General features: G+C 71.5%; 10 protein-coding genes. All 10 read left to right on the top strand.

What is annotated here, in order from left to right; translation table 11 throughout:
* Window positions 1-21 precede the first annotated feature (21 nt).
* The 10 genes from ACLJWH_RS14455 to ACLJWH_RS14410 all read left to right on the top strand — a co-directional run bounded on the left by ACLJWH_RS14455 (window position 22) and on the right by ACLJWH_RS14410 (window position 26,473).
* Complete coding sequence (locus tag ACLJWH_RS14455; protein ID WP_411142068.1) at window positions 22-474, top strand: hypothetical protein; 453 nt, start codon at window positions 22-24, stop codon at window positions 472-474.
* A gap of 132 nt (window positions 475-606) precedes the next feature.
* Window positions 607-2,796: a hypothetical protein gene (locus ACLJWH_RS14450; protein WP_411142067.1), complete on the top strand. Its 2,190-nt coding sequence runs from the start codon at window positions 607-609 to the stop codon at window positions 2,794-2,796.
* Window positions 2,687-3,049, top strand: a complete 363-nt coding sequence (locus tag ACLJWH_RS14445; protein ID WP_411142066.1) for a YbaB/EbfC family nucleoid-associated protein — start codon at window positions 2,687-2,689, stop codon at window positions 3,047-3,049. The genes ACLJWH_RS14450 and ACLJWH_RS14445 overlap by 110 nt, the downstream gene beginning before the upstream one ends.
* Window positions 3,050-3,182: 133 nt before the next feature.
* Window positions 3,183-3,512, top strand: a complete 330-nt coding sequence (locus ACLJWH_RS14440) for a hypothetical protein (protein ID WP_411142065.1) — start codon at window positions 3,183-3,185, stop codon at window positions 3,510-3,512.
* Between the two features lie 19 nt (window positions 3,513-3,531).
* Entirely contained in the window at window positions 3,532-16,080 is a 12,549-nt protein-coding gene (locus ACLJWH_RS14435) for a glycosyltransferase (RefSeq protein WP_411142064.1), read from the top strand.
* Entirely contained in the window at window positions 16,077-17,849 is a 1,773-nt protein-coding gene (locus ACLJWH_RS14430; protein WP_411142063.1) for a hypothetical protein, read from the top strand. Before ACLJWH_RS14435 ends, ACLJWH_RS14430 begins: the two co-directional genes overlap by 4 nt.
* A gap of 52 nt (window positions 17,850-17,901) precedes the next feature.
* A complete protein-coding gene (locus tag ACLJWH_RS14425; protein WP_411142062.1) occupies window positions 17,902-21,321 on the top strand; it encodes a right-handed parallel beta-helix repeat-containing protein in 3,420 nt (1,139 codons plus the stop codon).
* Between the two features lie 274 nt (window positions 21,322-21,595).
* The gene (locus ACLJWH_RS14420) at window positions 21,596-23,035 is read left to right on the top strand and encodes an MFS transporter (RefSeq protein WP_411142061.1); all 1,440 of its coding nucleotides are present in this window, start codon (window positions 21,596-21,598) and stop codon (window positions 23,033-23,035) included.
* A 24-nt stretch (window positions 23,036-23,059) separates the two neighbouring features.
* Entirely contained in the window at window positions 23,060-24,655 is a 1,596-nt protein-coding gene (locus ACLJWH_RS14415) for an FGGY family carbohydrate kinase (protein WP_411142217.1), read from the top strand.
* Between the two features lie 114 nt (window positions 24,656-24,769).
* The gene (locus tag ACLJWH_RS14410; RefSeq protein WP_411142060.1) at window positions 24,770-26,473 is read left to right on the top strand and encodes an FAD-dependent oxidoreductase; all 1,704 of its coding nucleotides are present in this window, start codon (window positions 24,770-24,772) and stop codon (window positions 26,471-26,473) included.
* Window positions 26,474-26,510: the final 37 nt, after the last annotated feature.

The following is a 26,510-nucleotide window of genomic DNA, read 5'->3' as shown; positions in this document are numbered from 1 at the left end:
AGGTTTGTGGAGGCAGACACCATGGCGAGCAACGACAAGACGACGTTCACGAAGCAGACGCTTCAGAACTACCGCGATTCGCCCAAGTATTTGAACGGGTTGCAAACGGACGCGAACGCCGCGCTGTACGACCTCGTGGGATTCCAGGAGGAATACGGCAAACTGCTGCCCGGTGGGCCGACCTTCGGGGCCGCCGTGGAGCTTCAGAAGTCGCTGCTGGCGGTCGACACCTCGGTCAAGGAACAGCTGGACACCGCCTACAACCTCTTCAACAAGATGGTCATCATGCTCCGGGACACCAGCACGTCGATGACCGAGATGGAGGACTCCACCGCCCAGCTCTCGGTCGAGCAGCTCAGGAAGCTCATCGGCGGCGCCCTCCAGCCGACCACCCCGCCCCCCGCGACGACCCCTCCGCCCAGCACGACCCCGCCGGGCACGACCCCGCCCCCCACCACCGAGCCGCCGAGCTAGCACGACGTGACACACCGGACCGATCCGTCGGTCACCGGCCGGCTTCCCGGCCACTGACCGATTCGCCGGTCAACGCACGGTCCGCAGCGCGGCGGACCTGCGGATCCGATCCGCGGGAGAAGGAGAACGAGGGTGGCAGACCCCACTCGCTGGCACGAGCTGATGGCTGTCTTCGCCAACTCGGGGCAGAAGGGCGCCAGTGGGCTGCTCGTCACGGTCCCCAGTCCGGAGGAGGTGACGGCGCCGCGCTGGACGCGTGCGTACTGGAACTACTGGGCGGCGTTCCCCTGGTCCGCGATGAAGACCTGGAAGTACTCCGACGGCAAGTTCTTCACGCTCCAGCGGCAGGCGGGAATCGGCCTGGCCGACGGCGAGAACAACCTCGACCGCGAAGGCGGCCCCTGGCCGAACTTCAACATGGGCAGCTCCCATCTGCTGAGCGCCCTGGGCGGGGCCGGCACCAACACCACCAGCCTGCCCAGCTTCGCCGAAGCCAGGAAGCAGCTGACGGCCGCCATCAACTTCTTCCACACCTGGCAGCCGGAGCTGGAGAAGTGGCAGAAGGACCTCGGTGAGCCGTCCCAGGGCTGGGAGGGCTCGGCCGCCGGCGCGTTCGCCGGGATCCTGGGGAAGCTCTCCAACGCGTACAAGGACATCCTGAGCTTCACCGGCGATGCGACGGGCACGTCCAAGAGCGGCTATCTGTACGAGCTGGAGCAGGCCGAGACGGGGCTGCGGACCGCCCTCACCTCCATGTGGAGCGCCTACGACAGCTGGCAGCAGGACCCCACGTTCTCGCCCGCCGGGGCCATCGAGGCGTACATCAAGGACCTGACCGTGGACCAGGTCTCCGCCGAGAAGGACCGGGTCGGCAAGCTCATCCACGGCGCCGACGGCGAGGTCGGCTACGTCGACCGGCAGGCCACCTGGGACACGGTCGAGGCCAAGGCCAAGGCCATCTGGGCGAAGACCGTCGCCGACAAGCTCGACAGCCAGGTGCCGGCGATCGTCACGGCTCTGAACACGGCGTACCGCACCTCCGCGCTGGGGCTCAAGCCGCTGCCGCAGAGCATCCAGGAGGCCCTGGCGAGCGGCGGATACACCGTCACCACCCCGCCGCCGACCGGCCCCGGGGGCGACACGGGGGGCGACAAGGACGGTCCGGGCGGCACCGACGACAAGGACGGTCCCGGCGGCAAGACCGACACCGACGGCCCGCCCGGCGGCAAGACCGACACCGACAGTCCGCCCGGCGGCACCGGGGGAGACGGCCCGCCGCCGCCCGGGTCGAAGGGCGACGGTCCCCCGCCGACCGGCTTCCCGCCGCCCGGCCAGACCAAGACGGACGGCAAGGGCGCCGACGGCAAGGGCCCCGATGGCAAGGGTCCGGACGGCAAGGGCCCCGACGGGCCCAACCTGAAGAAGCCGCCGCCGTTCAACCCCAACGACCTCCCGCCCGGCCAGACGCCCCCGGACAAGAAGGGCACGGGCAACAACGGGCAGGGGCCGGGCAACAACGGCCAGGACAAGAACCATCTGCCACCGCCCTTCGTGCCCCCGCCGTTCAGACCTCCGGGCCAGACGCCGCCGGGCACGGGCCCGGGTACCGGGTCGAACAAGAACTCCTGGGACCACCGCAACCAGTACCAGCCCCCGGACCTGCACGACTTCACCGGTCCCGGCGGCACCCACAAGGACCACGACTGGACGCTGCCGCCCGGCACCCAGGGCAGTAACCAGAGCCGGGAGAACCACGCCCCGCCGGGGCAGACCGACCTCTCGCGCTACGAGCCGTACAAACCCGAGGACTACACGGGCGACAACGGCCCGCAGACCTCCTCCACGGGGACCGGCTACTCCTCCGGCTCCGGCGGATCGTCCGACGGCACCGACGGCCTGTCGCTGGACAGCAACGGCAACCTGGTGCGTGGCGGCGCGGGCGGAACGGGGGGCGGGTCCGGCGCGAGCGGCGGCGGCGCCGGCTCGCAGATGCCGTACATGCCGCCGATGGGCGGTATGGGCGGCGGGGGCGGTGGCGGCGGCAAGGAAGGCCAGGAGCGCGAGCGCACCACCTGGCTGTCAGAGGACGAGGAAGTGTGGGGCACGGACCCGGATCTGGCACCGATGGTGCTGGGCCGCCCGACCCCCGAAGACACACGTGGCGGAGGCTACCGTGAGCAGCAACCCCTTCCAGGCACGGCTGGACGAGGCCATGGCACAACTGGAACAGGCCCGCGAACAGGCACACCGAACCCAGCAGGCCCTCGCGGAGGTCAGCGCGACGGCCACGTCCCGGGATCGTATGGTCAGCGCAACAGTTGACGCACAAGGCGCGGTGACGGGGCTGAAGTTCCACAGCACCCGTTACCGCTCCATGGCGGCGGCGGAGCTGTCCGCGGCCCTGCTCGACACGATCCGGCAGGCGCAGGACGAGGCCACCGCGCAGGTGTCGCAGCTCCTTCAGCCGGTGATGCCGGGCGGGCTGGACATCGGCGACGCGCTGGGCGGGCGCGGGGACCTGTCCGAGATGCTGGAGGCGTTCACCCACGGTTCGCTGCCGGGACAGCGCGGCTGAATCCGGCGGGGCAGCGGGGACGGGCAGCGGATCGAGGGACCGGGGGACGCCGTACGGAGGCGTCCCCCAGGGCTCGGCCGGCGGAGCCCGGCCCGGACGCCGTAAGAGTTGGTGACGAGAGAGGAGAAACGCGGTGACGGACGGATACCTGGCGGCCAACCCGGAAGGGATGGCCAAGAAAAGCACACACATCGATGACCTGGTCTCGTACACGGCGGACATCCGCGCCTACCACGAGAGCGGGCTCAGCGGCCTGGGCACCCCGTGGGGGGACGGCGACGAGACGGCGAGGGCGTTCGAGGAGGTCTACTTCCCGGGGCACCGGAACCTGACGGTCCTGATGGAGGCGCTGGAGACCGGCTTCGAGCAGTCCACGGACCAGATCAAGGAGACGGCCACCCACTTCTCCCGTACCGAGAGCGCCAACACCGAGGAAGTCCGGCGGCTGCGGACGCACGGCTGAGGAACGCAGGAAAGACAGCATGAGCATCGAGGCGTCGGACGATTTCCGCAGGCTCTGCCTGGCCCTGACCGGCTCGGAATTCCCGAAGGCCAACGAGGACGGACTGCGCCACCTGGCCGATCACCACGGCCAGGTGGCCAGGCGGTTCGCCAGCATGCCCGACTACCTCATGCACGCCGTCAACGGCATCCGGACGGACTTCGACGCCAAGGCCGCCGACGACTTCTCCGCGTCGCTCGCCGAGTTCACCTCCGGCGGGACCAACTACATCGAGGCGGCGGCCAAGGCGTCGCGCGATATCGAGCACTACGCGCGCGTGACGGCCACGAACGTCGAGTACGCGAAGCTGATGGGCATCGCGCAGCTCGTCCAGATGCTGCTGGAGATCGCCTGGGCAATCCTCCAGGGGCCGTACGGCTGGGCCGAGATCCCCGTCTTCCAGATGCTCACCAAGGTGTTCCTGCTGAAGGTGTTCCGGGGGCTGGTCGGGCACATCCTGGCCGGTGTGGTGATCAGCGAGGTCGTGTCGCTGTCGCTGGACGCCCTGATCCAGCGAATCCAGATCGCGAACGGCACCCGCGACTCCTTCGACAGCGAGCTCACCAAACAGGCCGGTCTCAGCGCGCTGCTCGACGGTGTGCTCGGCGGTGTGCTGGGCGCCGGCACCGCCAAGTTCGGCAAGGTCTTCGGCAGTTCGGCCGGCGGCAAGGTGGGCAAGACGCTCACCAAGCACCTGGACGAACTCGGCACTGTGCCCCCGGGCCTCGCCAAAACCCTGGGCAAGGACGTGGGCGGAGCGCTGGGCAAGCACTCCGACGACATCCTGCGTCCCCTCGGCGGGGCGCGCCACGCGCTCGGCGACGAGGCAGCCGACCGTTTCCGGAAGACCTTTGGCGACGTCTTCGAGAAGAACTTCGGGGACACGCTGGGGTCCGGGGCCGCCCGCGAACTCGGCCAGAAGTACGGCGACACCTTCGCCCGCAACTGGGGCCGCGAGGGGACCAAGGAAGCGCTGGCGAAGACGCTGGACGGCCCCGCGGGCAAGAAGCTGCCCGACGGGGTGCGCAACTCCCTGAAGGACCTGCCCGACACCGTCCTCGACGCGGTGACCGACACCCACCGGACCGTGGCGGGCAAGGTGGGCCACTGGGTCGGCGAGGCCGCCACCGACGCCGCCCACGGGTACCTCTCCGACGGCCTCTACAACCTGATCTTCAGCGATGAGCACCAGTTCACGGTGGACCCCTGGAGCGGTGCCGCCGGCGCGATAGCGGGGCGGGTGACGCATCACGTCACCGAGGCGGGCAGCGGACTGGTCGGGCACTTCCGGGGGGCCGGGGACGGAGGGGGCGCCGGGTCGCACGCCTCCGGGACGGGCACGGGTACGGGTACGGGGACAGGGTCGGGATCGGGGGAGAAGGCAGGTCAGGCCGGCGCCGGTTCGGGCGGCACCGGTCCGGCGGGCGGTACCGGCAACGACGGGACGAACGGCGCCGGCTCGAACGGCGGCGAAACGCACGGCACCGACAAGTCCGGCGGCGGGGCCAACGGCGACGGGGCGAACGGCGGCGGCACAGCCACGAGTTCCGACGGGCCCGGCACCTCGGCCGACCGTGACACGCACGGCACGGGCAAGGACGAACCGACCGCGGGGAAGGACGGACAGCCGGCTCCCGCCCCGGCCCCCTTCCCGACCACGGGAACCGGGCAGCAGACCGCCGGCGGCCAGACCACGGACAGCGGCCAGAACCGCGCCGGTGGTTCTTCGGCCACCTCGAAGACCGGCTCCACCCCGTCCACCACGTCCACCTCCTCGGCGGACGGGCGGCAGACGGGCAAGCCCGGCGGCGGCTCCGACAAGCCCGGTGGCAGCACCGAGAAGTCCAGCGGCAGCACCGGCAGATCCGGCAGCACGGACACACCCGGTGGCACCGACAGGCCCGGCTCCACGGTCAAGACCGGCTCCACCGATTCCCCCGGCACTCCGTCCACCGAGTCGCACCACACCGAGCGGGAATCCGGCGACCGGCAGGGCACGCCGCCGCCCTCGGCGATCTCCACGTCCTCGTCCACGGACTCCGCTACGCAGCACGGCAACACCCATGGCGACGAGACGCACCGCACCGACTCGGATACCGGCTCGGAACCCCCGGCCCCGTCGCAGGTGAAGACCGGGTCAACGGAGACCACGGAGTCACCGGGGACAGCGGGGAAGGACGACCCGGCGGGGACGGAAGCGGTCGCCGCCGGCGGGGCGGCGAAGCAGGATTCCGCGCCGGGGCCGCACCCCACCGGCCAGGACGGCACCACGCACCACGACACGGCCACGGAACGCACCACCTCGGACGAGACGCACCCGGGCACCGAACCGGGCACCCACCCGGGCACCACGGATTCCGTCACCAAGCCCGACACCAGGTCCGGTACGAAGTCCGATACGAAGTCCGATGCAAAGTCCGATACGAAGTCCGATACGAAGTCCGCCAGGGATTCCGACACCAAGCCCGATACGGAATCCGACACCAAGTCCGACACTGAGTCCGACACTGAGGCCGCTACGGAATCCGATGCGAAGTCCCGTACGGAATCCGTGGACAAGCCCGTCAGCCATGAGCAGGCCACCGGCCACCACATCACGGATGGCACGGACGGCACGGGCGGCGGCGCTGACGAACACCACAACAAGGGCTCCGACACCGACGGCACGCCCGACCGGCGGGCGCGCCAGTCGCCGCCGCGGCCCTACGTCGAGCCGGCCACGAAGCCCGACTGGCTGACGATCGGTGGCCCGGGGGCCGACGCGGCGACGCACGAACCCGTGCCGAAGACCGTGCACTTCATCTGGCTCAACGGAGAGCTCTCGCCCGCGGCGCAGGCCAACCTGCACGAGTGGGCCGCGCTGGCGAAGAACGGCGACTGGCAGATCAAGCTCTGGACGGACGAGCGCGCCAACACGGTCAACAAGGCGTTCCTGGCGGGCCTGCCCCCGCACGTGCAGCCGACCCTGATCACCGAGAAGCTCTTCGAGGACCCGCCGGCCAAGGGCAAGAACTCGACGATCCGCAAGATCAAGAACATCTTCAATTCCCCGCCGCAGCGCAATACGCGCCATATGTACGACTACGCCCGGGAGAAAAAGGGCTACGCGATGGCGTCGGATGTGGCGCGCTATCAGATCCTCAATCTGCACGGTGGCATCTACGCGGACGTGGACCTCGGGCCGGGCAGGCTGACGCTGCCCAATGAGTCGTGGACGATGCCCAACGGCCCTTCCACCGCGCCCTTCTTCGGACCGGAGCTGCGCGACAAGGGGTCCGTGGCCTTTGTGCTCAAGAGGGGGAGAGAGGAGCACTTCGGCGACGACGATGTACAGCGGGCCGCCGACGAGATGTACGAGAAGGGGGAGCTGGGCAACCAGTTCATCGTCACGCCGCCGCGCAGCCCGTTCCTGGGGCATCTGCTGGACAATCTCCAGAACCCGGAGAAGAACCAGGCCAGCTGGGCATATGTGAACGCCGCCGTCGACGCGGCGGACCGTACCGGCCCCGGCTACATCCGCAAGCAGGCGCTCAACTATCTGCGGGACCACGGCCACCCGGTGGCGCGAGCGGTCACACCGTGGCAGGTGGACCGCACGGCGCGGGACAGATGGGGCTCGCTGAAGTGGATCACGGACGAGAGTGAATCCCAGGAGCATGCCGCCGGCCCGCCTCACACCAAGCCCGTCACCACCTCGTCCGGGACCGGCGATACGCCAACCGGTACGGGCGCGGACGCCGCACGTCCCCGTAAGGCACCGCCCGCGACGCACACCGAAGGACAGCCGCAGCACGTCGCGTCGGAGGACACCCACGACGCGACGGGTGACACGCACGCGAACCACACGGCGAACAACACGGCAGAGACTCCCGGTGGCCAGGGGGACAACAACCCCGAGGGCGGCACGGACGACGTCGCGCACGGCGCGCCGGACGACACGCAGCAGCCCGCCGCGCCGCAGCCCTCGCCCGACCCCAGCGAGTCCTGGGCCCACCTGCGGGCGGAGGCTCCGGTCCATCAGGTCGGCAGCCCCACGGACACCTCGGGCGTGGAGGTGTCGCGGTTCGAGGGCTTCGAGGACAGCGCCATCACGTTCCTGAGTCAGCCCGACGGCTCGGCACTCCACCACCTCAGGCTGCGCGGGACCGACGGGCAGGTGCGGTTCGAGTGGCGGCGCATACCGCTCCCGGGCCCTCATCAGGAAAACAGTCCGACCCATGTCCGCGAGGTCACCCTGCGGGTCCGCTTCGACCGCGGTCCGGGTGTCGGACCCGATGAGGCCGCGGCCCGTATGCGGTCGTACACCGAGGCCCTCGACCAGCACCTCAACAGCGGATACCGGCTCCCGGGCGGCGGCGACCTGCTGCACATCCGGGTGGCGGAAGCGGGCCCGGAGACCCCCGTCCGCGATGTGCACGCCACCGTGCGGTGGACGGCCGCCGATCCGCGGACGCCGCCCCGCTCGGACGAGGACAACTGGCGGGTGGACGACGACCCGGAGACATGGATCCACGAGACGCTGCACCGGGTCGGCCTGGTGGACGAGTACCACGAGAGCGCGACGGACAACGAGGGTGCGCCGCGCAGCCTGTTCCGCCGGAACCCGGACTCCACGGCCGTGCACGGCCCCGACAGCTTCATGGGTCCGCGCACGGCCGGACCGGGCGGCACCGATCACCTCGTCGCGCAGGTGCGGGACGACCAGCTCACCACGATCGAATCGATCATGGACAGCGGCTCGGCCCATCTGCCGGCCCCCCGCCTGGCCGATCTGCCGGATGCCGCCCGTAACCACCTCGCCAGGATCCTCCAGCCGTCGCCCGGCCCGGTCGAGACGCACTCCGTGGTGCAGCGCTTCGGGGCGCTCTTCGACCTGACCGTACGCGGCCGCCGGGAGGACCACGTACTGAGCGATCTGCCGGAGGGAGACCGGGACCCGGCCGCCCTCTACACCATGTACGAGGAGTGGAACCGGGACGGCCGCTGGAACCGGGCCATGGACCTGCTGCGCGAGCACGGCGTGGAGGTGGACGACCGGGGCGGCCCCGCCAATCCGGCGAACGATCCCGCGCACGGTCCGGCGAGTGATCCGACGCAGGTCCGGAACACCGATCCGGTGACCGGTCCGACGACCGGCGAGGACGCCGGTCCGTCGAGCGGGACGCACCACCAGGACGAGCATGAGGGCACCGATCGGGACACGTCGGAGGGGGAGTTCTTCGACGCCCGGGAGCATCAGCCCTCCTCGTCGGAGGACGATTTCTTCGACGCCGTGGAGCATCAGCCCGATACGGACGGCGAGGAAGCGACGCCGCAGGACGTCACTGCGCCGGAGCAGGAGGCGGCGTCGGAGCACGGTTCCTCGTCGGAGCACGGCTCCACATCGGATCAGGGTGCCGAGTCGGAGCAGGACGCCGCGTCGGAGCATGGTGCCGCGTCGGAGCACGGCGGTCCTGCGGAGGACAACGGCTCCACGTCGCTTCATGAGGACGAGGAGGCCACCCAGGAAACACCGGGTGACGAAGCCGAACCGTCCACCCCGGACGACAACTCGTCCCACAGCAGCGATGACCATTCGTCGGACGCCGGAACCGGCGCCGGCACCGAGGATGAACACGGCGCGCACGACAGCGATTACGACGCGGATCAGGAGGCGTCCAACGCCTCGCCCCCACCCTCCCCGTCCGGCTCACGCCCCCGCACACCCGCCTCCGAGCGCGGTCGTGACGAGAACTCGGACAAGGGCTCGGACAAGGTCTCGGACAAGGTCTCGGAGGTCTCTGAGGACGCGCGTGATGAAGTGCGCGACGAGAACTTGGACAAGGTCTCTGAGGACGCGCGTGATGAAGTGCGCGATGACGTTTCCGACAACGTTTCCGACAACGTCTCGGAGGGCGGTCAGGACCACGTCTCGGATGACGCCCACGATGGCGCGTCCGACAACCATCGGGACGAGACGTCCGACGACGGATCTGACAACCACCAGGACGAGGCTGCCGACGAGACCACCGGCGACACCGTCAACGAGACCACCAACGACACGACTGACAACACCCACAACGAAACCACCCACAACACCCCGGACGGCAACCCCGGTGACGACCCCGGGGACGCTCCGGCCACTACGGGGCCGCCCGTAGGCGCGAACTCCGTGCACCTCGGTCGTACGCTCGCCGGGGCGAAGATAGTCGAGGACCCGGGCCCCGATGCGGTGCGGCAGCGGGTCGGCCAGTTGCTCGGGGACGGGCGCACCCAGCCGCTGGCCGCGCGGCAGTTGGACGCCGCGTTCGATCCCGCCAACTTCCGTGCGATGCACCCCAAGATGGTGAACGGCGACTGGCGCTTCCCGGTCCATATCGATGGCCGGGTCCACGAAGTGGTCATCAAGGCTCACCCCGGTGAGTGGACCTGGCGGGAGCGGAAGGAGAGCGGGGGGTCCGCGGCCAGCGCGAAGGTCAAGCAGGCCACCGCCGAGCCCCGTAAGACGACCTTCACCACCACGAAATCCGCTGTCGACGAGTCCTCAAGCTACGCTCACCCGCTCTCCACCGAGGCGACCGTGCTCGCCTCGGTATCGGTCAAGGCGGGGGCGATGAGCTACGACGGGGAGAGCTCGGCGACCTCCGATCGTGAGGCGAGCCGGGAGACCTCCCCGAGCGGCGAGGTGAACACGTATGTGTCCACGTTCAGGTACGAGGTCTCCGTCCTGGACCAACACGGCGTCGAGCTTCCGCACACCGGCGGTGACACCCCGCAGCCGACCGGGCAGGTGGCCGCGGAGGTGGCCCATCCCTCGACGGCTTCCACCGACCAGAACGCCAACCGCTCACAGGGCTGGGAAGGCTGGAACCCGCAGACCGCCGGGCAGCGGCAGCCCAACGGTTACGCCCTGGACGTGACCGGGCTCGGCAACGTACGGGACGCCGTCTTCGGGCAGTTGCCCGACGAGTTGCCACCCGGCAGCAGGGCACACCAGAAGATCAATGACTTCTTCGGCCCGCAGAACGTGCTGGACGGACTGGAGCAGGCCGCGGGCAGTGGCCTGCTCTCCCCGAAGTTCACGCTGAGCGACGGCCGCCCCGCCTGGATCAACCTCAAACTCGAACCCGAGCACACCACCGTGGAGTCCGGCTACGAGACCAAGGACAAGATCGGTTCGAAGTCGACGTCGCTGCTCTCCGGCAGCCTGAACAACGGCAGTTCCTGGTCGCTGGGCGGTTCCCTGGGCGGCGCGGGCCGGGTGCAGATGATGCTCCAGAAGTGGGTCACCGGCACCCTCGGCTACACCTACAGCGGGACGCACGCGTACAAGTCGGCGGCGAAACTGTCGTCCACCGTGGAGCGGAACGTGGAGCACGGGGAGTCCTCGCGACTGGTGCGTACGGGCGTCCGGTTCCGCGCGGAGGTGATCACGGGTTCCCTCTCGCCGCACAGGGACGGGCTCCGGGCGGTGACCACCACCCCGGTCGGCGCGCACAACGAGCCGCACCGGACGAACGGGACCGAGACGCCCCCGCCGCCTGCGTCTTCACCACACCCGCAGAACACGGATGAGCACGCGACCACGACGACGGACGCGAGCAACACCACGGACGCGGTCACGACGAGGACCACGACGCCCGCCCCGAACACGGACCCGAACGCCACCACGAACGCCAACGTGAACGCGAGCACGGATGACATCGAGATGCGTCCGCTGCCGCAGCGCAACGCGGACCATGTCGCCTTCCAGATCGATCCGCCGGAGACCACGACCCACGTCGGGCCGGAGGACACCGTCGGCCGGACAGGCGCGCAGGACACGATCATCCAGATCGAATCGGAGAACACCTCCGTCCAGACCGATTCGCGGAACACCTCTGGTCAGCCCGAATCGGGGAACACCTCCGGTCGGTCCGAGTCGCAGAACACGCACGGTCAGTCCGAGTCGCAGAACACCGTCGGCCGGACAGCGGCGCAGAACACGCACAGCCAGGCTGAACCGCAGCACACGGCCGGTCGGACGGAGACGCAGCACACGGCCGTACAGACAGCGGCGCAGAACACACCCAGCCAGACCGAAGCGCAGCACACGGCCGTACAGAACGAACCCGAGCACACCGTCATCCAGATCGAGGGCGGCGATCTGACCGGCGAGCTCTACCGCCTCTACCCCGAGGAGATCACGCCGCCGCAGCCCGACGACGTACGGCATGTCCCGCAGCAGACGGAGCTGCGTGACCCGGTGCACGCCCTGCGGACGGCGTATCTCGACTTCCCCGGCTCGACGGAGCTGGAGCGGCACGTTCGCGAGCGGCTGGCACAGCAGGCGCCCGGTCTGCTGCCGCCGCTCGGCCACGGGCCCGGTGACCGGCCCCTCGAAGGCGACGCCGCGAACGGGCGCCGACCTCTTATCACGCCCCAGGCGATGGACAACCTGCGCAAACTGCGGCAGGAAATATCCGCCTCGTCGCTGCGCGGCGGCGCGGACAGCCTGCTCGACGGCACCTTCCACTTCACCCTGGACTCCTCGCACCTCCCCCTGATGTCGTCGAAGAAGTACGAGGTGCTCATCAAGGCCGACCTCTCCGAGGGTGAGCACCAGGGCACCGTCACGTCCAAGACGAAGAACGCGGTGACCCGGACGAGCACGGCGGACCGCAGTGTGACGCACGGCAGCAAGCACGCGCTCGCCCTGTCCGTCAACTACCGCCAGCAGCTGCCGGATTCGTCGGGCAACCAGTCCACCACCCGCAGTATCGGCAAGGGCGACGCCGGCTGGACGTTCCTGAACAAGACGCAGCAGACGGCCTCCGGGCGGGAGACGGAGACCAGCCGGAGTTTCGAGAACAAGGGACCCGCCGACGCGTTCGGCTACCGGGTGAACTACCAGGTCCTGACCCGTTCTCATGAGAAGGACGGCCCCACTCTGAACGAGGTGCTGGAGTCCGACGCCTCCCTGCCGCAGGAAGAGCGGCAGGCGCGGCCGGTCAGCATCACGGACAGCCGGGCGACGGTGGAGGTGCAGCGGCCGGAGCAGGGCATGCAGCCCCCGACGACGCCGCATTTCACGCGGCTGCCGCCGTTCCATTTCGTCCAGCACGTCAGCGACGGCGCGGGGCTGCGGGACGGCGTGGACCGGGCGATCCGCGGCGCCTACCGCGCCCGCGAACAGGCGGGCAAGTCGCAGCGGGAGGGCGGCGGAACCGAGGGTGCCCGCGAACCGCGGGTCCCGGACCTGAAGGCGACGCTGGACTCGCTGACCAGCACCCCGCGGATTCTTTCCGATGTCTCCGCATCCTCCGGTGGCTGGTCCAACTCGCCGGACCAGCACGTCGGTTCGGGAGGCAACCGCGATTCCGTGGGCGTGTCCCGGCGCACCACCCTCGCCGACGACTATCAGTATCGCGGCACGCTCTCCGAAGGCACCCTCGAACTGGTCCTCAAGGGGTCCACGTCCACCACCGTGGTGGGCAAGAGCGGCAAAGCGCTGAGCGGGAGTCTGGGCCCCGACTTCGGGCATTTCCCCGAGAGCCAGACGGGCATGACGATCGAGAACGTGCAGTTCCGCGGCGGCTTCGTGGTGAAGGGCTCGCACACCGCCGCGTTCGCGGACTCCCATCTGGAGCAGACGTCGGCGGGGCTGAAGATCAAGCGCGAGGGGCCGTGGCACCTGTACGAGGTCCGGGCCGAGAGCACCGTGGTCGGCAGGGTCACCAGCCCTGACGGCACCGTGCACTACGGCACGCCCGAGCAGAGTGAGCACACGGTGTACGTCCTGCTGTCCGACGCGGATCTGCGCGCAGCGGGACAGCAGGGCCCGCAGGGTGCGCACGACGCGCAGGAGCCGCACGGCACGGAGAATCCGGCCGGGACGCAAAACCAGACCGTTGTGCATGAGTCGCAGGGGTCGGCCGGGACTCAGGACCAGACCGTCACGCACGAGACACATGAGACACACGGGACACACGAGTCGCAGGAGTCGCCCGTCGCGCAGAACCCGCCCGTCCCGCAGAACCCGCCCGTCGCACAGAATTCGCCTGACCAGGGGGACGAGAACCTCACGGAGACTCCGCCGTCGCCCCTCACCGCCCCGCTTCTGGAGGCCAAGGTGGCCGCGGGATGCCTGGCCGAGGTACCGGGTTCCGAGGAGATCCTGACGGAGGTGCACCGCCAGCTCACCGGGGGGCGGCCGACCGGAGGCGTGCCGACCCACGCGCTGCCGTTCGCGGAGGCGTTCTCGCCGGACGCGCTCTCCGCGGGCTTCGACTCCCTGCTGACGGTCGGGCTGACCGATCGGCATGTCATCGAGACGCGGACCGGCCGCACCATCACGGAGGTCAGAGTTCGCGCGGTCCCGCAGGGCGGCTGGCAGGACACCGGGAAGCGCGAGGACCAGTCGGTCACCCGCAGTCTGGAGTCGGTGGAGACGCTCAAGGGCACCGGGAACGCGACGTGGATGGGCGGTATGGACGCGAACTTCCGAGGCGCGTTCAACCCGCGGACCAATGTCGGCTTCGTGAGCTGGGATCCGAAGGCCAGCACCGAGGCGGGCTTCGACAACAGCAGCGGGTCCAGCACGACCAGCACCACGGGGCACAGCACTTCGGGCTTCGGCAAGAGCGCGCTGTTCACCGGCGATATGCGGTTCGAGGTGATCGTCACCCAGCGTACGGAACCGTTGGGCACGTACACGTCGCTGGCGGCACCCGAAGAGGTCGTGGCACCGTCCCCGACCAGCGTGTGGGTTCCCGAGTCGCTCACCGCTCCCGTGCCGGCGCCCGGCACCACCACGGCGCCCGCTCCCGGCGGCACGCAGGAGCACGTCACCACGCCCGCTCCCACATCTGACACCACGGCCACAACGACACCCACGCCCACGCCCACGCCGGCTTCCGGCACGGTGCGGCCGACGCCCCCCGACAACGCCCTGCACCACGAAGCGGCAAACGACGGCGGTCAGAACCACGAAGCGCAGAACGGTGACGGTCAGAACCATGAACCGGCGAACGGTGGTGACCAGAACCACGAAGCGCTGAACGGCGGCGGCCAGAACCATGAACCGGCGAACGGTGACGGTCAGAACCACGAACCGGCGAACACCGGCGGCCAGAACCACGAAACGCAAGACAATGGCGGCCAGAGCGACGAAGCGCAACGCCGATGGGCCGAATCCCTCCGCAGCGGGCACGACATGCTGGGGTTCGACCACGGGTCGGAGCTGCTGGACATCAGCCGACAGGTACTGACCACACCACGGCCCGGTCCCGAAGGCGGGCTCGGCTCCTGGATCCACTCGGCCTACACGACCATGGGCACCTCGCTCCACCACGTCGTGGAGACCTTCCTGCCCGCGACGGACCGGCGCATCCCGCAGAACTCCCCGCTGCGTGACGAATACCGGCTGCCGGTGGAACAACGCCAGGCGCTGCGCCAGCTCATGGGCCCGCAGGCGCTGCCCGCCGTCTTCCATCTGCTCCAGGAGGAGGGCGGCTACCGGACCCCGCCGCTGGCCGGCGACGGCGATGTCGGCCTCCAGCTCACGCTCGGCGCGACCGGCACGGCGGAGCAGGTCGGCCGCCGGGAAGAGGGCGAGGACGAGCTGTCCGGCGGGCTCAAGCAGGAGGTCGCCAACGCCGCCACGCTCAACATCAAGAAGGGCGTGAGTCCCCTCACCTTCGGCATCGGTGCGGACAAGCCGAGCCTGACGTTCCCGTTGAACACCATGAACATCTCCCGGGACTCGACCCAGGACAGCGACCGCCATGTCACCCGCACCCCCGCGACGCCGAGCGGTCACGCGCGCCCGGCCCCCGTCCCGCACGGCAAGACCGAGAGCGAACCGGGCAAGGCCAAGCTCAAGGGCCCGCAGGTGCTGATGCGGCAGCCGGTGCGGTTCCAGGTCTCGGCGGTGGACGAAAAGGGTGCGTACGGCGCCCGGAACGTCGACGGCAATCTCTATTACTGGGTCGCCGAGGAAACCCCGCAGACGACGACGGAGACCCCGCAGCCCACGACGGCCGTCACGGAGACCGCCCAGCCCACGACGGTGCCCGTGGAAACCCCGCACACGACGACGGAGCCCACCCCGACCCCACCGGCGACCACCCTGCCCGTGGACCTCCCGGCCCCGGCCCCGGCCCCGGCTCCGACTCCGGTTCCGACCCAGAGCCAGACTCAGAGCCAGAGCCACACTCAGAACCAGAACCAGAACCAGAACCAGACTCGGACTCCGGCCCCGGTGGAGTTCTCCGAGCAGCCGGTCGACGTCGTCGAGCCGCCGGTCGTGGTGGAGAATCACGCCCAGGTCACCATCGATGTCTCCGAGCCGGAGGCGGTCGAGACCCCCGCACCGGACGTCGTCGAGAACTCCGGATCGACGACCTCGGACGCGGCTGCCGGCGCGCCGTCCAAGAAGCCGGTCACCGGCCCGCCGGTACCGGCGAACAACGCCCAGGCGTGGTTCGCCGCCCTCAATCCCTCGCACGCCTCGCGCGGTCCCCAGCCGGGCGCGCACCAGCCCACCACGAGCGAAACGGACAGGCCATGAGCGACACAGCAGCGAAAGCAGCCGAGGCCGCACCATCGAGCGGAGCTGCCGGGTCCGAGCAGCCGGCGCCCACCGCCGCCGCGCGGGCCGCCGCACTGCCGGACGGGCCCAAGCCGGCAGAGCGGGCGAAGCCGGCCGGGTCGGCCGAGCCGGGCGGCGCCGCGCCGGCGGAGGCCGCAACGCACGGTTTGACCGGTACGGTGCTGCGCCCCGGAGCCCCGCTGGTGCCCGTCGACACCACGCCCGGGACGGACGGCGAGTCCGCGGCCAGGGGCGACGGCAAGAGCGCGGGCGACGACAAGGACCCGGGTGGCGGGACGCGCGCGGGCGCGGCCCCCGCGGAGGTCGCGGCGGCAGGCGCGGGAGCGGTGGCGGTAGCGAGGCCGGAAGCGGGCGCACGCGCGGACTCGGACTCGGACTCGGACTCGGGCGGCGGAGCCGGAAAGACCGCGCCCGCCACCCCGGAAGCCGGCGCCACCCCCGGAGCCGGCGCCACCCCCAAGACGGAGACCACCCCGGAACCCGGCGCCCGGACCGGAGCGGCACCGGCCGCCGAGGTGCCCGCACCGGCCACCGGAACCCCCGCACCGGCCGCCACCCCCGCCCGTCAGAGCCGTCTCCTGCGCGCCGTACACAAGACCCGTGCCGCGGCGGGCGCGGCGGGGGCGGCCGGTGTCGCGAGGGCCGGTGCGGCTGCGGGGGCCCGTGCCGAAGGGGACGCCGCGGGTGCGCAGTCGCGGGCCGGGAAGCTCTCCCCGCGGGTGCTCGCGGGCGCCGCGATCGCCGGTGTCGTCCTCGTCGCCGCCCCGTTCGGCATAGCCGAGTTGAGCAAGCGCGTCTCCGGCGATTCGCCCGCCCATCCCGGGGACCCCCTCCTGGCGGCCGAACAGAACGGCGGCGGGCCGGGGTTCGTCCCCGTACCCGGTGCGACCACGCCGGGGGAGGGCGGGGGTGCCGCCCCGAACGGCAGCACCGCCGACCAGGGCGGCGGGCCGGCCGGCGGCTCCGACGGTCCCGGTGGTCCGGGAGGTCCGGGCGGGGCCGGTGCGGCGCAGCCCGACGGTGCGAAGGGGGCCCAGGCAGGCGAGGGACCCGGTACCCCGCAGGACGGCGGTACGGTACCGGCCGGCGGTGGCGATGTCGCCGGGAAGCCCTTGTCCCCGGGCACCAAGGCGTCGCCGGGGACGGATTCCGGCGGCGGCTCCGGAGGGAAGACCGCGGTGGGACCGGTCAACCGTGCCGTCGCCAAGACCTATACCGCGGTGGCCGGTCCGTGGTGCGGCCAGGGCAACGGCCAGACGTACAAGGAGGTCGGCAAGTACTCGCAGGGCAAAGAGGGCTGGCTGACCGGCTCCGGCGGTGCGGCCGGCAACGGCTGTGACGGCCGGTTCCGCGCGCTGCCGATGTCGGGCGCGAAGACCCCCGACTCCAGCCTGTTCTCCTACTGGACCTTCAACACCGGCTTCTCCAGTGCCAGTTGCAAGGTGTCGCTGTTCATCCCCGACGACTCCTCCAAGCAGCGGGTCGGCGGTGAGCCCGCCTACTACTCGCTGCACAAGGGCCCCAAGTGGAACGGCGACCACCTGGCCGGCTTCCATATCGACCAACCGGCAAACCGGGGCAAGTGGGTCAACGCCCCGACCATCACCGTGCCGGGCGGCACGTTCACGCTCCGGCTGACCAACGCGGGCCTTGACTGGACCAGCAAAGGAAAGACATACGCTCATGTAGCCGCCGCTCAGGTCAAGGCCCAGTGCACGGCGCAGTGAACGCGTTCGGACCCGCGGCAGCACGGCTGCGGGCAGGGGAGGAGAGACCGTAATGACACGCCAGGTTTTGGCCGTCGACCCGAACAGCCCCGGCTGCTACGCCACCATCGCGGAGGCGGTCGGTGCCGCCCAAGGAGGCGCGCTGATCACGGTGGCACCCGGGCGCTACGCCGAAACCCTGGTGCTCACCGCCGTGGTGACGGTCATCGCGGCCGAAGGCCAGGGCAGCGTCGAGCTCGCCCCGCGCTCGGGCACCGCGGTCACCGCGGCGGCGGAGGCCGTCAAGCTCACCGGACTGGTCATCCGCGGCCAGGACGGTGAGCGGCCCGCCGTCGACGTCCCCGACGGGCAACTGGAACTGGACGGCTGCGAGATCAGCGCCCGGTCCTGGGCCACCGTCCTGGCCCGGGAGTCCGGCGCGCTCGCCATGCGGGACTGCCGGGTCACCAACCCGGGCGGCGCCGGCATCGTGGTCACCAGCGAGGCCGAGTCCGTCATCGAGGGCTGCACGCTGGAGGACCTGGCGGACTCCGCGCTGGTGATCGGCGAGCGCGGCAATCCGCTGATCCGCCGCTGCACCGTACGCGACGCGGGCGGCAACGGGCTCTTCGCCAGCGGCCAGGCGCGCGGCACGGTCGAGGACTGCGAGTTCCAGGGCACCGGCAAGCCCGGTATCGCGCTGGAGGAGGAGAGCGCCACCCGCGTCCTGCGCAGCCGGGTCCGGGACGCCAAGACCATCGGCATCCACATAGCCAGCCGTAACCGCGTGCTCGTGGAGGACTGCACGGTGCAGGACTCCGTCGGGCACGGTATGACGCTGACCGGCGACGCCGACCCGGTCGTCCGCCGGCTGCGGGTCACCGCCCCGGGGGAGCAGGGCATCCGGATCGACGGCAAGGCCCGCGGCCGGTTCGAGGAGTGCGAGGTCGAGGACGCCGGGCAGGCCGCGCTGTGGATCGGCGGCACCGCCGCCCCGGTCCTCACCGGAACCCGGCTGAGCGGCGGCCCGGTCACCGGTGCGCAGCTGACCGAGGACTGCGTCGCCGAACTGGACCAGCTGCGGGTCAACGGGGCGGGCGGCAGCGCCGTCACCGTCGACGAGAGCGCGAACCCGCTGCTGCGCCGGGCCACCCTCGCCGGGTGCGAGGGCCACGGCATCGAGGTGCGCGACGAGGCCCGCGGACGGTACGAGGACGTGGAGATCAGCGAGGTGCGCAAGTCCGGGGTGCAGGTGACCGACTCCGCGCGCCCGCACCTGAGCGCCGTCGTGGTCCGCGACAGCGGCATCAACGGCCTCGCGGTCGCCAAGAACGCCGCCGCCAAGTTCCGCGAATGCGATGTGTTCCGGGCCGGCGGGGACGGCCTCTCGGTGACCGCCGGGGCGAGCGTGACCGCCACCCGCTCCCGCTTCCACGGCTGCGGGCGCAGCGGCGTCATGGTCGCGGCCGGCGGCACCGGCACGCTCACCGGCTGCGAGGTCTTCGAGAACACCGGCGACGGAGTGCTGCTGCACACCGCCGAGCGCCTCGTGCTCAAGGACTGCGCCGCCTTCGACAACGGCCGCTCGGGGCTGCGCCGCACGGTCGTCAGCGCGCAGACCGTACTGGAGAACCTGGTCAGCCGGTCCAACGCCGCCGAGGACGTACACGGCCTGCCGGCCGGGGAGGCGGCCGGGAGCGACGCGGCGGCGGACGGCGCGGCGCCGCCCGCCGGGCCCGCCGCGGACCCGGACGGCCCCGCGGCGCCCGCCGGGGACCCCGCGCGCCCGGCGGCCGCCGACAGCAAGGACGCGCCGCGCCGGAACAAGAAGCTGACGCCGCTGGAAGAGCTGGATTCCCTGGTCGGGCTGGAAGCCGTCAAGCGCGATGTGACCACGCTGGTGAACCTCAGCCAGATGGCCCGCCGGCGCACCGAGATGGGCATGTCCGTGGCGCCGATCAGCCGCCACCTGGTCTTCGCGGGGCCGCCCGGCACCGGCAAGACCACCATCGCCCGCCTGTACGGCAGCATCCTCGCCGAGCTGGAGGTGCTGCGCTACGGGCACATCGTCGAAGTGGCCCGGCAGGACCTGGTCGCCCAGGTCATCGGCGGCACCGCGATCAAGACCACCGAGGCGTTCAACAAGGCGCTCGGCGGAGTGCTCTTCATCGACGAGGCGTACACCCTCACCGCGCAGTCGGACAGCGGCGGCGGACCGGACTTCGGGCAGGAGGCCGTGGACACGCTGGTGAAGCTGATGGAGGACCACCGTGACGACGCGGTGGTCATCGTCGCCGGCTACTCCGTCGAGATGCGCCGCTTCCTGGCCTCCAACCCCGGTCTGGCCTCGCGTTTCAGCCGGACGATCGAGTTCCCCAACTACTCGGTGGACGAGCTGGTGACCATCGTGGAGCGGGTCTGCCGGCGCCATGAGTACGAGCTGGGCCCCGGTACCGCCGAGGCGCTGAACCGCTACTTCGAGAAGATCCCGCGCGATGAGACGTTCGGCAACGCCCGCACCGCGCGCCGTACCTTCGAGGAGATGGTCGAGCGCCAGGCGTTCCGCCTGGCCGCCCAGCCCGACGCGGCGCCCGCCGAACTCGTCCGGCTGCAACCGGAGGACCTCGCCGCACCCCCCGCCACCGGTATCGGCTCCGACACCACCGGCGGCGACCAGGAGAGCCTCGACGCGCTGCTCGCCGAGCTCGACGCGATGGTGGGTCTGCCGGAGGCCAAGCGCACCGTCGCCGACCTGGTGCATCTGCTCGCCAACGCGCGGCGCCGGGCGGCGGCCGGGTTGCCCACCCCGGCCCTGAGCCAGCACATCGTCTTCACCGGCCCGCCCGGTACCGGCAAGACCACCGTGGCCCGCCTCTACGGCCGGCTGCTGGCGGCCCTCGGCGCGCTGCCCAGGGGCCAGGTGGTCGAGGTCGCCCGCGCCGACCTGGTCGGCCGCTACGTCGGGCACACCGCGCAGATGACGGCCGACGCGTTCGACCGGGCGCGCGGCGGGGTGCTCTTCATCGACGAGGCGTACACGCTCACCCCCACCGGCCGCGGCGGCTCGGACTTCGGGCAGGAGGCCGTGGACACGCTGGTGAAGCTGATGGAGGACCACCGCGACGACGTGGTGGTCATCGCGGCCGGCTACGCCGAGGAGATGGACGGCTTCCTGGCCTCCAACCCCGGCCTCTCCTCGCGCTTCGCGCACCGCGTCGAGTTCACCGACTACTCGGCCGACGACCTCGTCGTCATCGTCGAACAGCAGGCCCTGTCCGGCGGTTACGTCTGCGGGCCCGAGCTGTCGGGGCTGCTGCGCGCGCACTTCGCGGCCGTACCGCGCGACCGCTCCTTCGGCAACGCCCGCTACGCGCGCAAGGTCTTCGAGTCGATGGTCACCCGCCAGGCGGGCCGGCTGAGCCACTCGGCCGCCCCGACCCTGGACGAGCTGCGCCAGCTGCTGCCGGCGGACTTCACGCCCGCGGCACACTGACGGCGGGGGCGCGGCGGGACGGCCCCGGCGGCGGAGAGCGCGGCCGGGGCGGGCGGCGGAGCACGCCGCCCGCCCCGGCCGTCACGTCCCGGCAACGTTCCCGAAACCCTTGACGCCGTTGAAGTTTCCTTCTTAACCTTCGGGAGCAATTCCGTCCGCGGCTCTTCGTCCGCGGCATTTAGGCAGGCACAGACGCAGACCACCTGTCGGTGGCCTCGCCGTGCCTGCTTTTTCTTCGTCGTGCCATCGACCGGTCTTCCCCGAAGGCGGATTCATGGCACAACGTCCGAGCGTCAACGGCGTCGCCGATGTCGTTGCGCTCATCGATGGGCTCACCAAGATCACCGGCCGGGCGCGAATCATCTGGTACCTGGTGTTCGGCGGCCTCTTCCTCGACGCCTACTCGAACGCGGCGCTGAGCGCGGGGCTGTCCCCCATGACCGCCCAGATGTCCCTGAGCAGCACCCAGATATCGGTGCTGACCGCCACCGCACCGGCGCTGGCGATCGTCTTCAACCCGGTCGGCGGCTGGCTCGCGACGCGGTTCGGCCGCGTCCCCCCGCTCCTGCTGGCCAAGGTCTTCGCGCTGGCCGGCGCGCTGCTCGCCGCGTTCGCCGGCGACTTCACCACCGTCTGGCTGGGCCGGGTGCTGGTCGGCGTCGCGTACGGCATCGACTTCGCCGTGGCGATGGCGCTGCTGGCCGAGTACACGCCCGCGTCGCTGCGCGGCCGGCTCAACCTGTGGCAGGCCGTCTGGTACATCGCCGCCACCAGCAATCTCGCGCTGGCCCTGGTGTTCTTCCACTTCGACGTCGGCCCGGACATCTGGCGCTGGTCGGTGGGGTCGGCCGGGGTGGTCGCGGCGGTCCTGCTGGCCTCGCAGTCCCTGCTGCTGGTGGAGAGCCCGGCATGGCTGGCGGCCAAGGGGCGGCTGTCGGACGCGGCGGACAGCCTGCACCGGATCTTCGGCATCGAGGCGGTGGCCGGTACGGCCGCGGCGGCGGTCGCGGAGCACCGCGCCCCCGAGATCGGCATGCGGCAGGCCGGGGTCCTCTTCCGGGGCGCCTACCTGCGGCGTACCGCGCTCTCCTCGGTGATCTCGCTGGGCCAGTCGATGCAGTACTTCGCGGTCGGCTGGTACCTGCCGCTGATCAGCCTGGCGATCTTCGGCGAGAGCTTCGAGAAGGCCACCGTCGGCTCGATGGTGTTCAACGCCTTCGGCATCGCCGGCGGCTTCGGCTCCGCCTACCTCGGGCGCCGGCTCGGCCTGCGGATCAGCTCGGCCGCCGGCTTCGCCGGAGTGTTCGTGGTGCTCGTCGCGATGGGGCTGACGTTCGGCCGGGTCCCGACCGCGGTCGGCTTCGTGCTTCCCGCGCTGTTCATCCTCTGCCACTCGGCCGGGCCCGGCGCCAACGGCAAGTCCATCGCGGCGCTCTCCTACCGCAGCGACGTCCGCGCCCTGGGCACCGGCGTCACCGGCATGGTGGGCAGCTTCGGCAGCGTCGCCGGGCTGTACCTCTTCCCGCAGATCAAGGACGCCATCGGGCTGGACCACACGTTCCTGGTCCTGTCGGCCGTGCCGCTGCTCGGGCTGCTGACCTGCCTGCTGATCAAGTGGGACCCGACGCGGACCACGGAATCGCCGGACGAGCCGGCGCGGCAGGCGGCCGACGGCGGCCCGTCCGGAACCCCCGTCGTCGCCGGCACCCGCTGAACCGAAAGGGCTGCAATGACGCAGATGTTCCCCGGCCCGGAGCACGGCACCGGGCCTCACCCCGCCCCATCCCACGGCGGTGGCGCCGGCCGGCGGCTCGGCGTGCTGGCCGTGGACGAGGGCACGACGGGCACCAGGGCCGGTGTCGTCCTGGACTCCGGCGCCGCCGGACCGGTCCGCTACCGGCCGATCAAGGTGGCCCGCCCCGACGCGCACTCCGTCGAGCAGGACCCGATGGAGATCTGGACCGCCACCCTGGAGGTGTGCCGGCAGGCGCTGGCCGCGGCGCGTGCGGAGGGCATCGAGGTCCGGGCGGTCGCGCTCTCCACCCAGCGGGCGACGGCCATGCTCTGGGACCGGGTCACCGGCCGCCCCCTGCTGCCCGCCGTGGTCTGGCAGGACCGCCGCTACGCGCAGGAGCTGCTCGCCTTCGAGGCCGCCTGGGACCAGGTCCTCATCGGGCGCACCGGCCGCCCGGTCGGCTCGCGCGCCCCGTTCTACTGGGCCGCCCGGCAGCTCGCCGGACACCCCGCGGTACGGGACGCCCACCGGGCGGGCCGGCTCGTCTTCGGCACCGTCGACACCTGGCTGATCTGGCAGCTGACCGGCGGCGCCGTGCACGCCACGACGGCCACCAACGCCTGCTCCACCGGCGGATATCTCCTGGAGCGGCACGCCTGGGACGAGGAGTGGATCGCGCACCAGGGCTTCCCGCCCGAGCTGCTGCCCCAGCTGTGCGCCGACGACGCCGGGTTCGGCACCACCGACCCCGCCGTCCTGGGCGTCCGGGTGCCGATCGCCGCCTCCATGGGCGACCAGCACGCGGCACTGGTCGCGCTCGGCGGTCTCGCCGCCGGGCACGGCATGTGCGTGTACGGGACCGGCGCGTTCGTGGACGTCGCGACCGGCCACCGCCCCGCCCTGCCCCGGCCCGGGATCTCCGGGGTGCTCGCCCAGCCCGGCTGGCGGCAGGGCACGACCACCCAGTACAGCCTGGAGGCGTACAGCTCCACCACCGGCTCCGCGCTGCGCTGGCTCTGCGACGACCTCGGCTTCTTCACCTCCCCGCAGGAGATCGGCGAGCTGGCCGGCCGGGCGGAGCGCGCACCGGCGAGCGGCGCCTGGTTCATCCCGGCGCTGGTCGGGGTCCGTACGCCCGACTGGCACCCCGAGGCCGCGGCCGCGCTCGGCGGTCTCACCCTCGCCACCGGCCGCGCGGACGTCGCCCGAGCGGTCTTCGACGGCATCGCGCACTCGGTGTGCGACCTCATCGACGGGGTGGCCGGCACGATGGGCGCGCCCTTCCGGCAGCTGCGGGTCGGCGGCGGGGTGTCCGGCAGCGATCCGCTCCTGCGCATCCAGGCCGACCTCACCGGCCTCCCGCTGGAGCGGGTCACCGACTCCGCCACCGCCAGTCTGCGGGGCACCGCGTATCTGGCGGGCGTGCACGAGGGCCTGTGGTCCTCGCTCACGGAGGTCGTCGAGGCGCAGCCCCGGGGCGAGGTCTTCGAACCGTCCACCGGACCGGACGACCGGGCCGAACGCCGGGCGTGGTGGCGGGAGTTGATGGCCCGGCATCTGCACGAACCCGGCCGCGGAGCGGCCCCGGACGGTCCGTGACACGGCCCGCCCGGATCACCCCGGCTCACCGGCGCCCCCGCCCCACCGGCGCCACTCCCACTCACCGCACCACCCGATCCACCAGCACCACCCGAACCACCAGGAGTTGATCTCGTGATCACCATGCCCGCCCGCAAACCGCGGCGCACCGCCGCGGCCGCCGCCCGCGGCAAGCCCCTGCTCCTCGACCGCGACCGGATCAAGCGCCGGCTGGCGGACGAGGTCTTCGACGTGCTCGTCATCGGCGGCGGCATCACCGGGGCGTACGCCCTCCTGGACGCCGCCTCCCGGGGACTGCGCGCCGCGCTGGTGGAGAAGGACGACTTCGCCTCCGGCACCTCGTCGAAGTCCTCCAAGATGGTGCACGGCGGGCTGCGGTACATCGAACAGGGCAACGTCAACCTCGTACGGCACTCGCTGCTGGAACGCCACCGCTTCCGCAAGAACGCCCCGCACCTCGTCCAGCGGCTGCCGTTCCTCTTCCCCGTCCTGGAGAAGGAAGGGGTCTTCGACCCCCGGCTCGCCAAGGGCTTCGAGGGCCTGCTGTGGACCTACGACCTGGTCGGCGGCTGGCGCATCGGCAAGCTCCACCAGCGGCTGACCGTCCCCGAAGTCCTCGGGCACGCCCCGACGCTCCGCGCCGAGCACCTCACGGGCGGACTGCTCTACTTCGACAGCCGCGCCGACGACGCCCGGCTGACCCTCACCGTCATCCGTACCGCGGCGGCGCTGGGCGCCACCGTACTCAACGGCGCCACGGTGAACCGGCTGATCACCCGCAACGGCCGGGTCGGCGGCGCCGAGGCGGGCGCCGACGGCGAGACCCTCACCATCCGCGCGAACGCCGTGGTCAACGCCACCGGCGTGTGGAGCGACAGCGTCGACTCGATGGCCGACGACGGACACCGGCCGCAGGTGCGCCCGGCCAAGGGCGTCCATATCGTCGTGCCCTGGCACAAGATCCGTAACGACTGCACCATCACCGTCCCGATCCCCGGCCGGGCCCGCCGGGCCACCTGCACCCGCTGGGGCGACACCGTGGTGCTCGGCACCACCGACAACGACTACCAGGGCTCCACCGACGATGTGCACTGCACCCGCGAGGAGATGGAGTTCCTGCTGGAGGGCGCCAACACCGCCTTCGACACCACACTCGGCCCGGACGACGTGGTCGGCAGCATCGGCGGGCTGCGGCCGCTGGTCGGCGGCAAGGAGGGTGCCACCCTCGACATGCGCCGCGACCACCACATCACCATCGGCGCCGGCGGCATGGTCACCGTGACCGGCGGCAAACTCACCACCAGCCGCCACATGGGCGAGCTGGTCATCGACAAGGTCCTCACCGTCCTCGGCCGCAAGGGGCAGGCCCGCAGCCGCACCGCCCACCTGCCGCTGCTGGGCGGCGCGGGCTACGACGCCGAAGCGGTCGCCGCGACCGGCGGGCTCGCCGCGCACTTCGGCGAGCGCTACGGCACCGAGGCGCGCTTCGTGCACGACCTGATCAGCGAGGACCCGACCCTCGCCGACCCGGTCGTGGCCGGTCTGCCCTACACCCGCGCCGAGGTCGTCTACGCGGCCCGCTGCGAACTCGCCCGCTCGGTCGACGACGTCCTCTCCCGCCGCACCCGCGCCCGGCTGTTCGCCCGGGACGCCTCGGCCGCCGCGGCGCCGGCCGTCGGCGCGCTGCTCGGCCGGGAACTGGGCCTGACCGACGCCCAGATCGAACAGCAGGTCAGCGCCTACCTCGCCGACGTACGCCACGAGCGGACGGTCCTCTTCGAGGGCGCCGCCGCGGCCACCGGCCCCGGCACGGCCTGAGCGGCCGGCCCCTCGCGCGGACCACCGCGTACCCCTC

The sequence above is a fragment of the Streptomyces sp. x-80 genome, from assembly GCF_046549095.1.
Lineage (GTDB): Bacteria > Actinomycetota > Actinomycetes > Streptomycetales > Streptomycetaceae > Streptomyces > Streptomyces celluloflavus.
Note: the sequence above shows the minus strand (reverse complement) of the source record. Positions and strands in the feature narration are given on the sequence as shown.

Coding starts and splice junctions, on each gene's coding strand:
- ACLJWH_RS14435 (WP_411142064.1), top strand. CDS start 3,532: ATGAGCATCGAGGCGTCGGACGATTTCCGCAGGCTCTGCCTGGCCCTG.
- ACLJWH_RS14420 (WP_411142061.1), top strand. CDS start 21,596: ATGGCACAACGTCCGAGCGTCAACGGCGTCGCCGATGTCGTTGCGCTC.
- ACLJWH_RS14415 (WP_411142217.1), top strand. CDS start 23,060: ATGTTCCCCGGCCCGGAGCACGGCACCGGGCCTCACCCCGCCCCATCC.
- ACLJWH_RS14425 (WP_411142062.1), top strand. CDS start 17,902: ATGACACGCCAGGTTTTGGCCGTCGACCCGAACAGCCCCGGCTGCTAC.
- ACLJWH_RS14430 (WP_411142063.1), top strand. CDS start 16,077: ATGAGCGACACAGCAGCGAAAGCAGCCGAGGCCGCACCATCGAGCGGA.
- ACLJWH_RS14455 (WP_411142068.1), top strand. CDS start 22: ATGGCGAGCAACGACAAGACGACGTTCACGAAGCAGACGCTTCAGAAC.
- ACLJWH_RS14445 (WP_411142066.1), top strand. CDS start 2,687: ATGGCACAACTGGAACAGGCCCGCGAACAGGCACACCGAACCCAGCAG.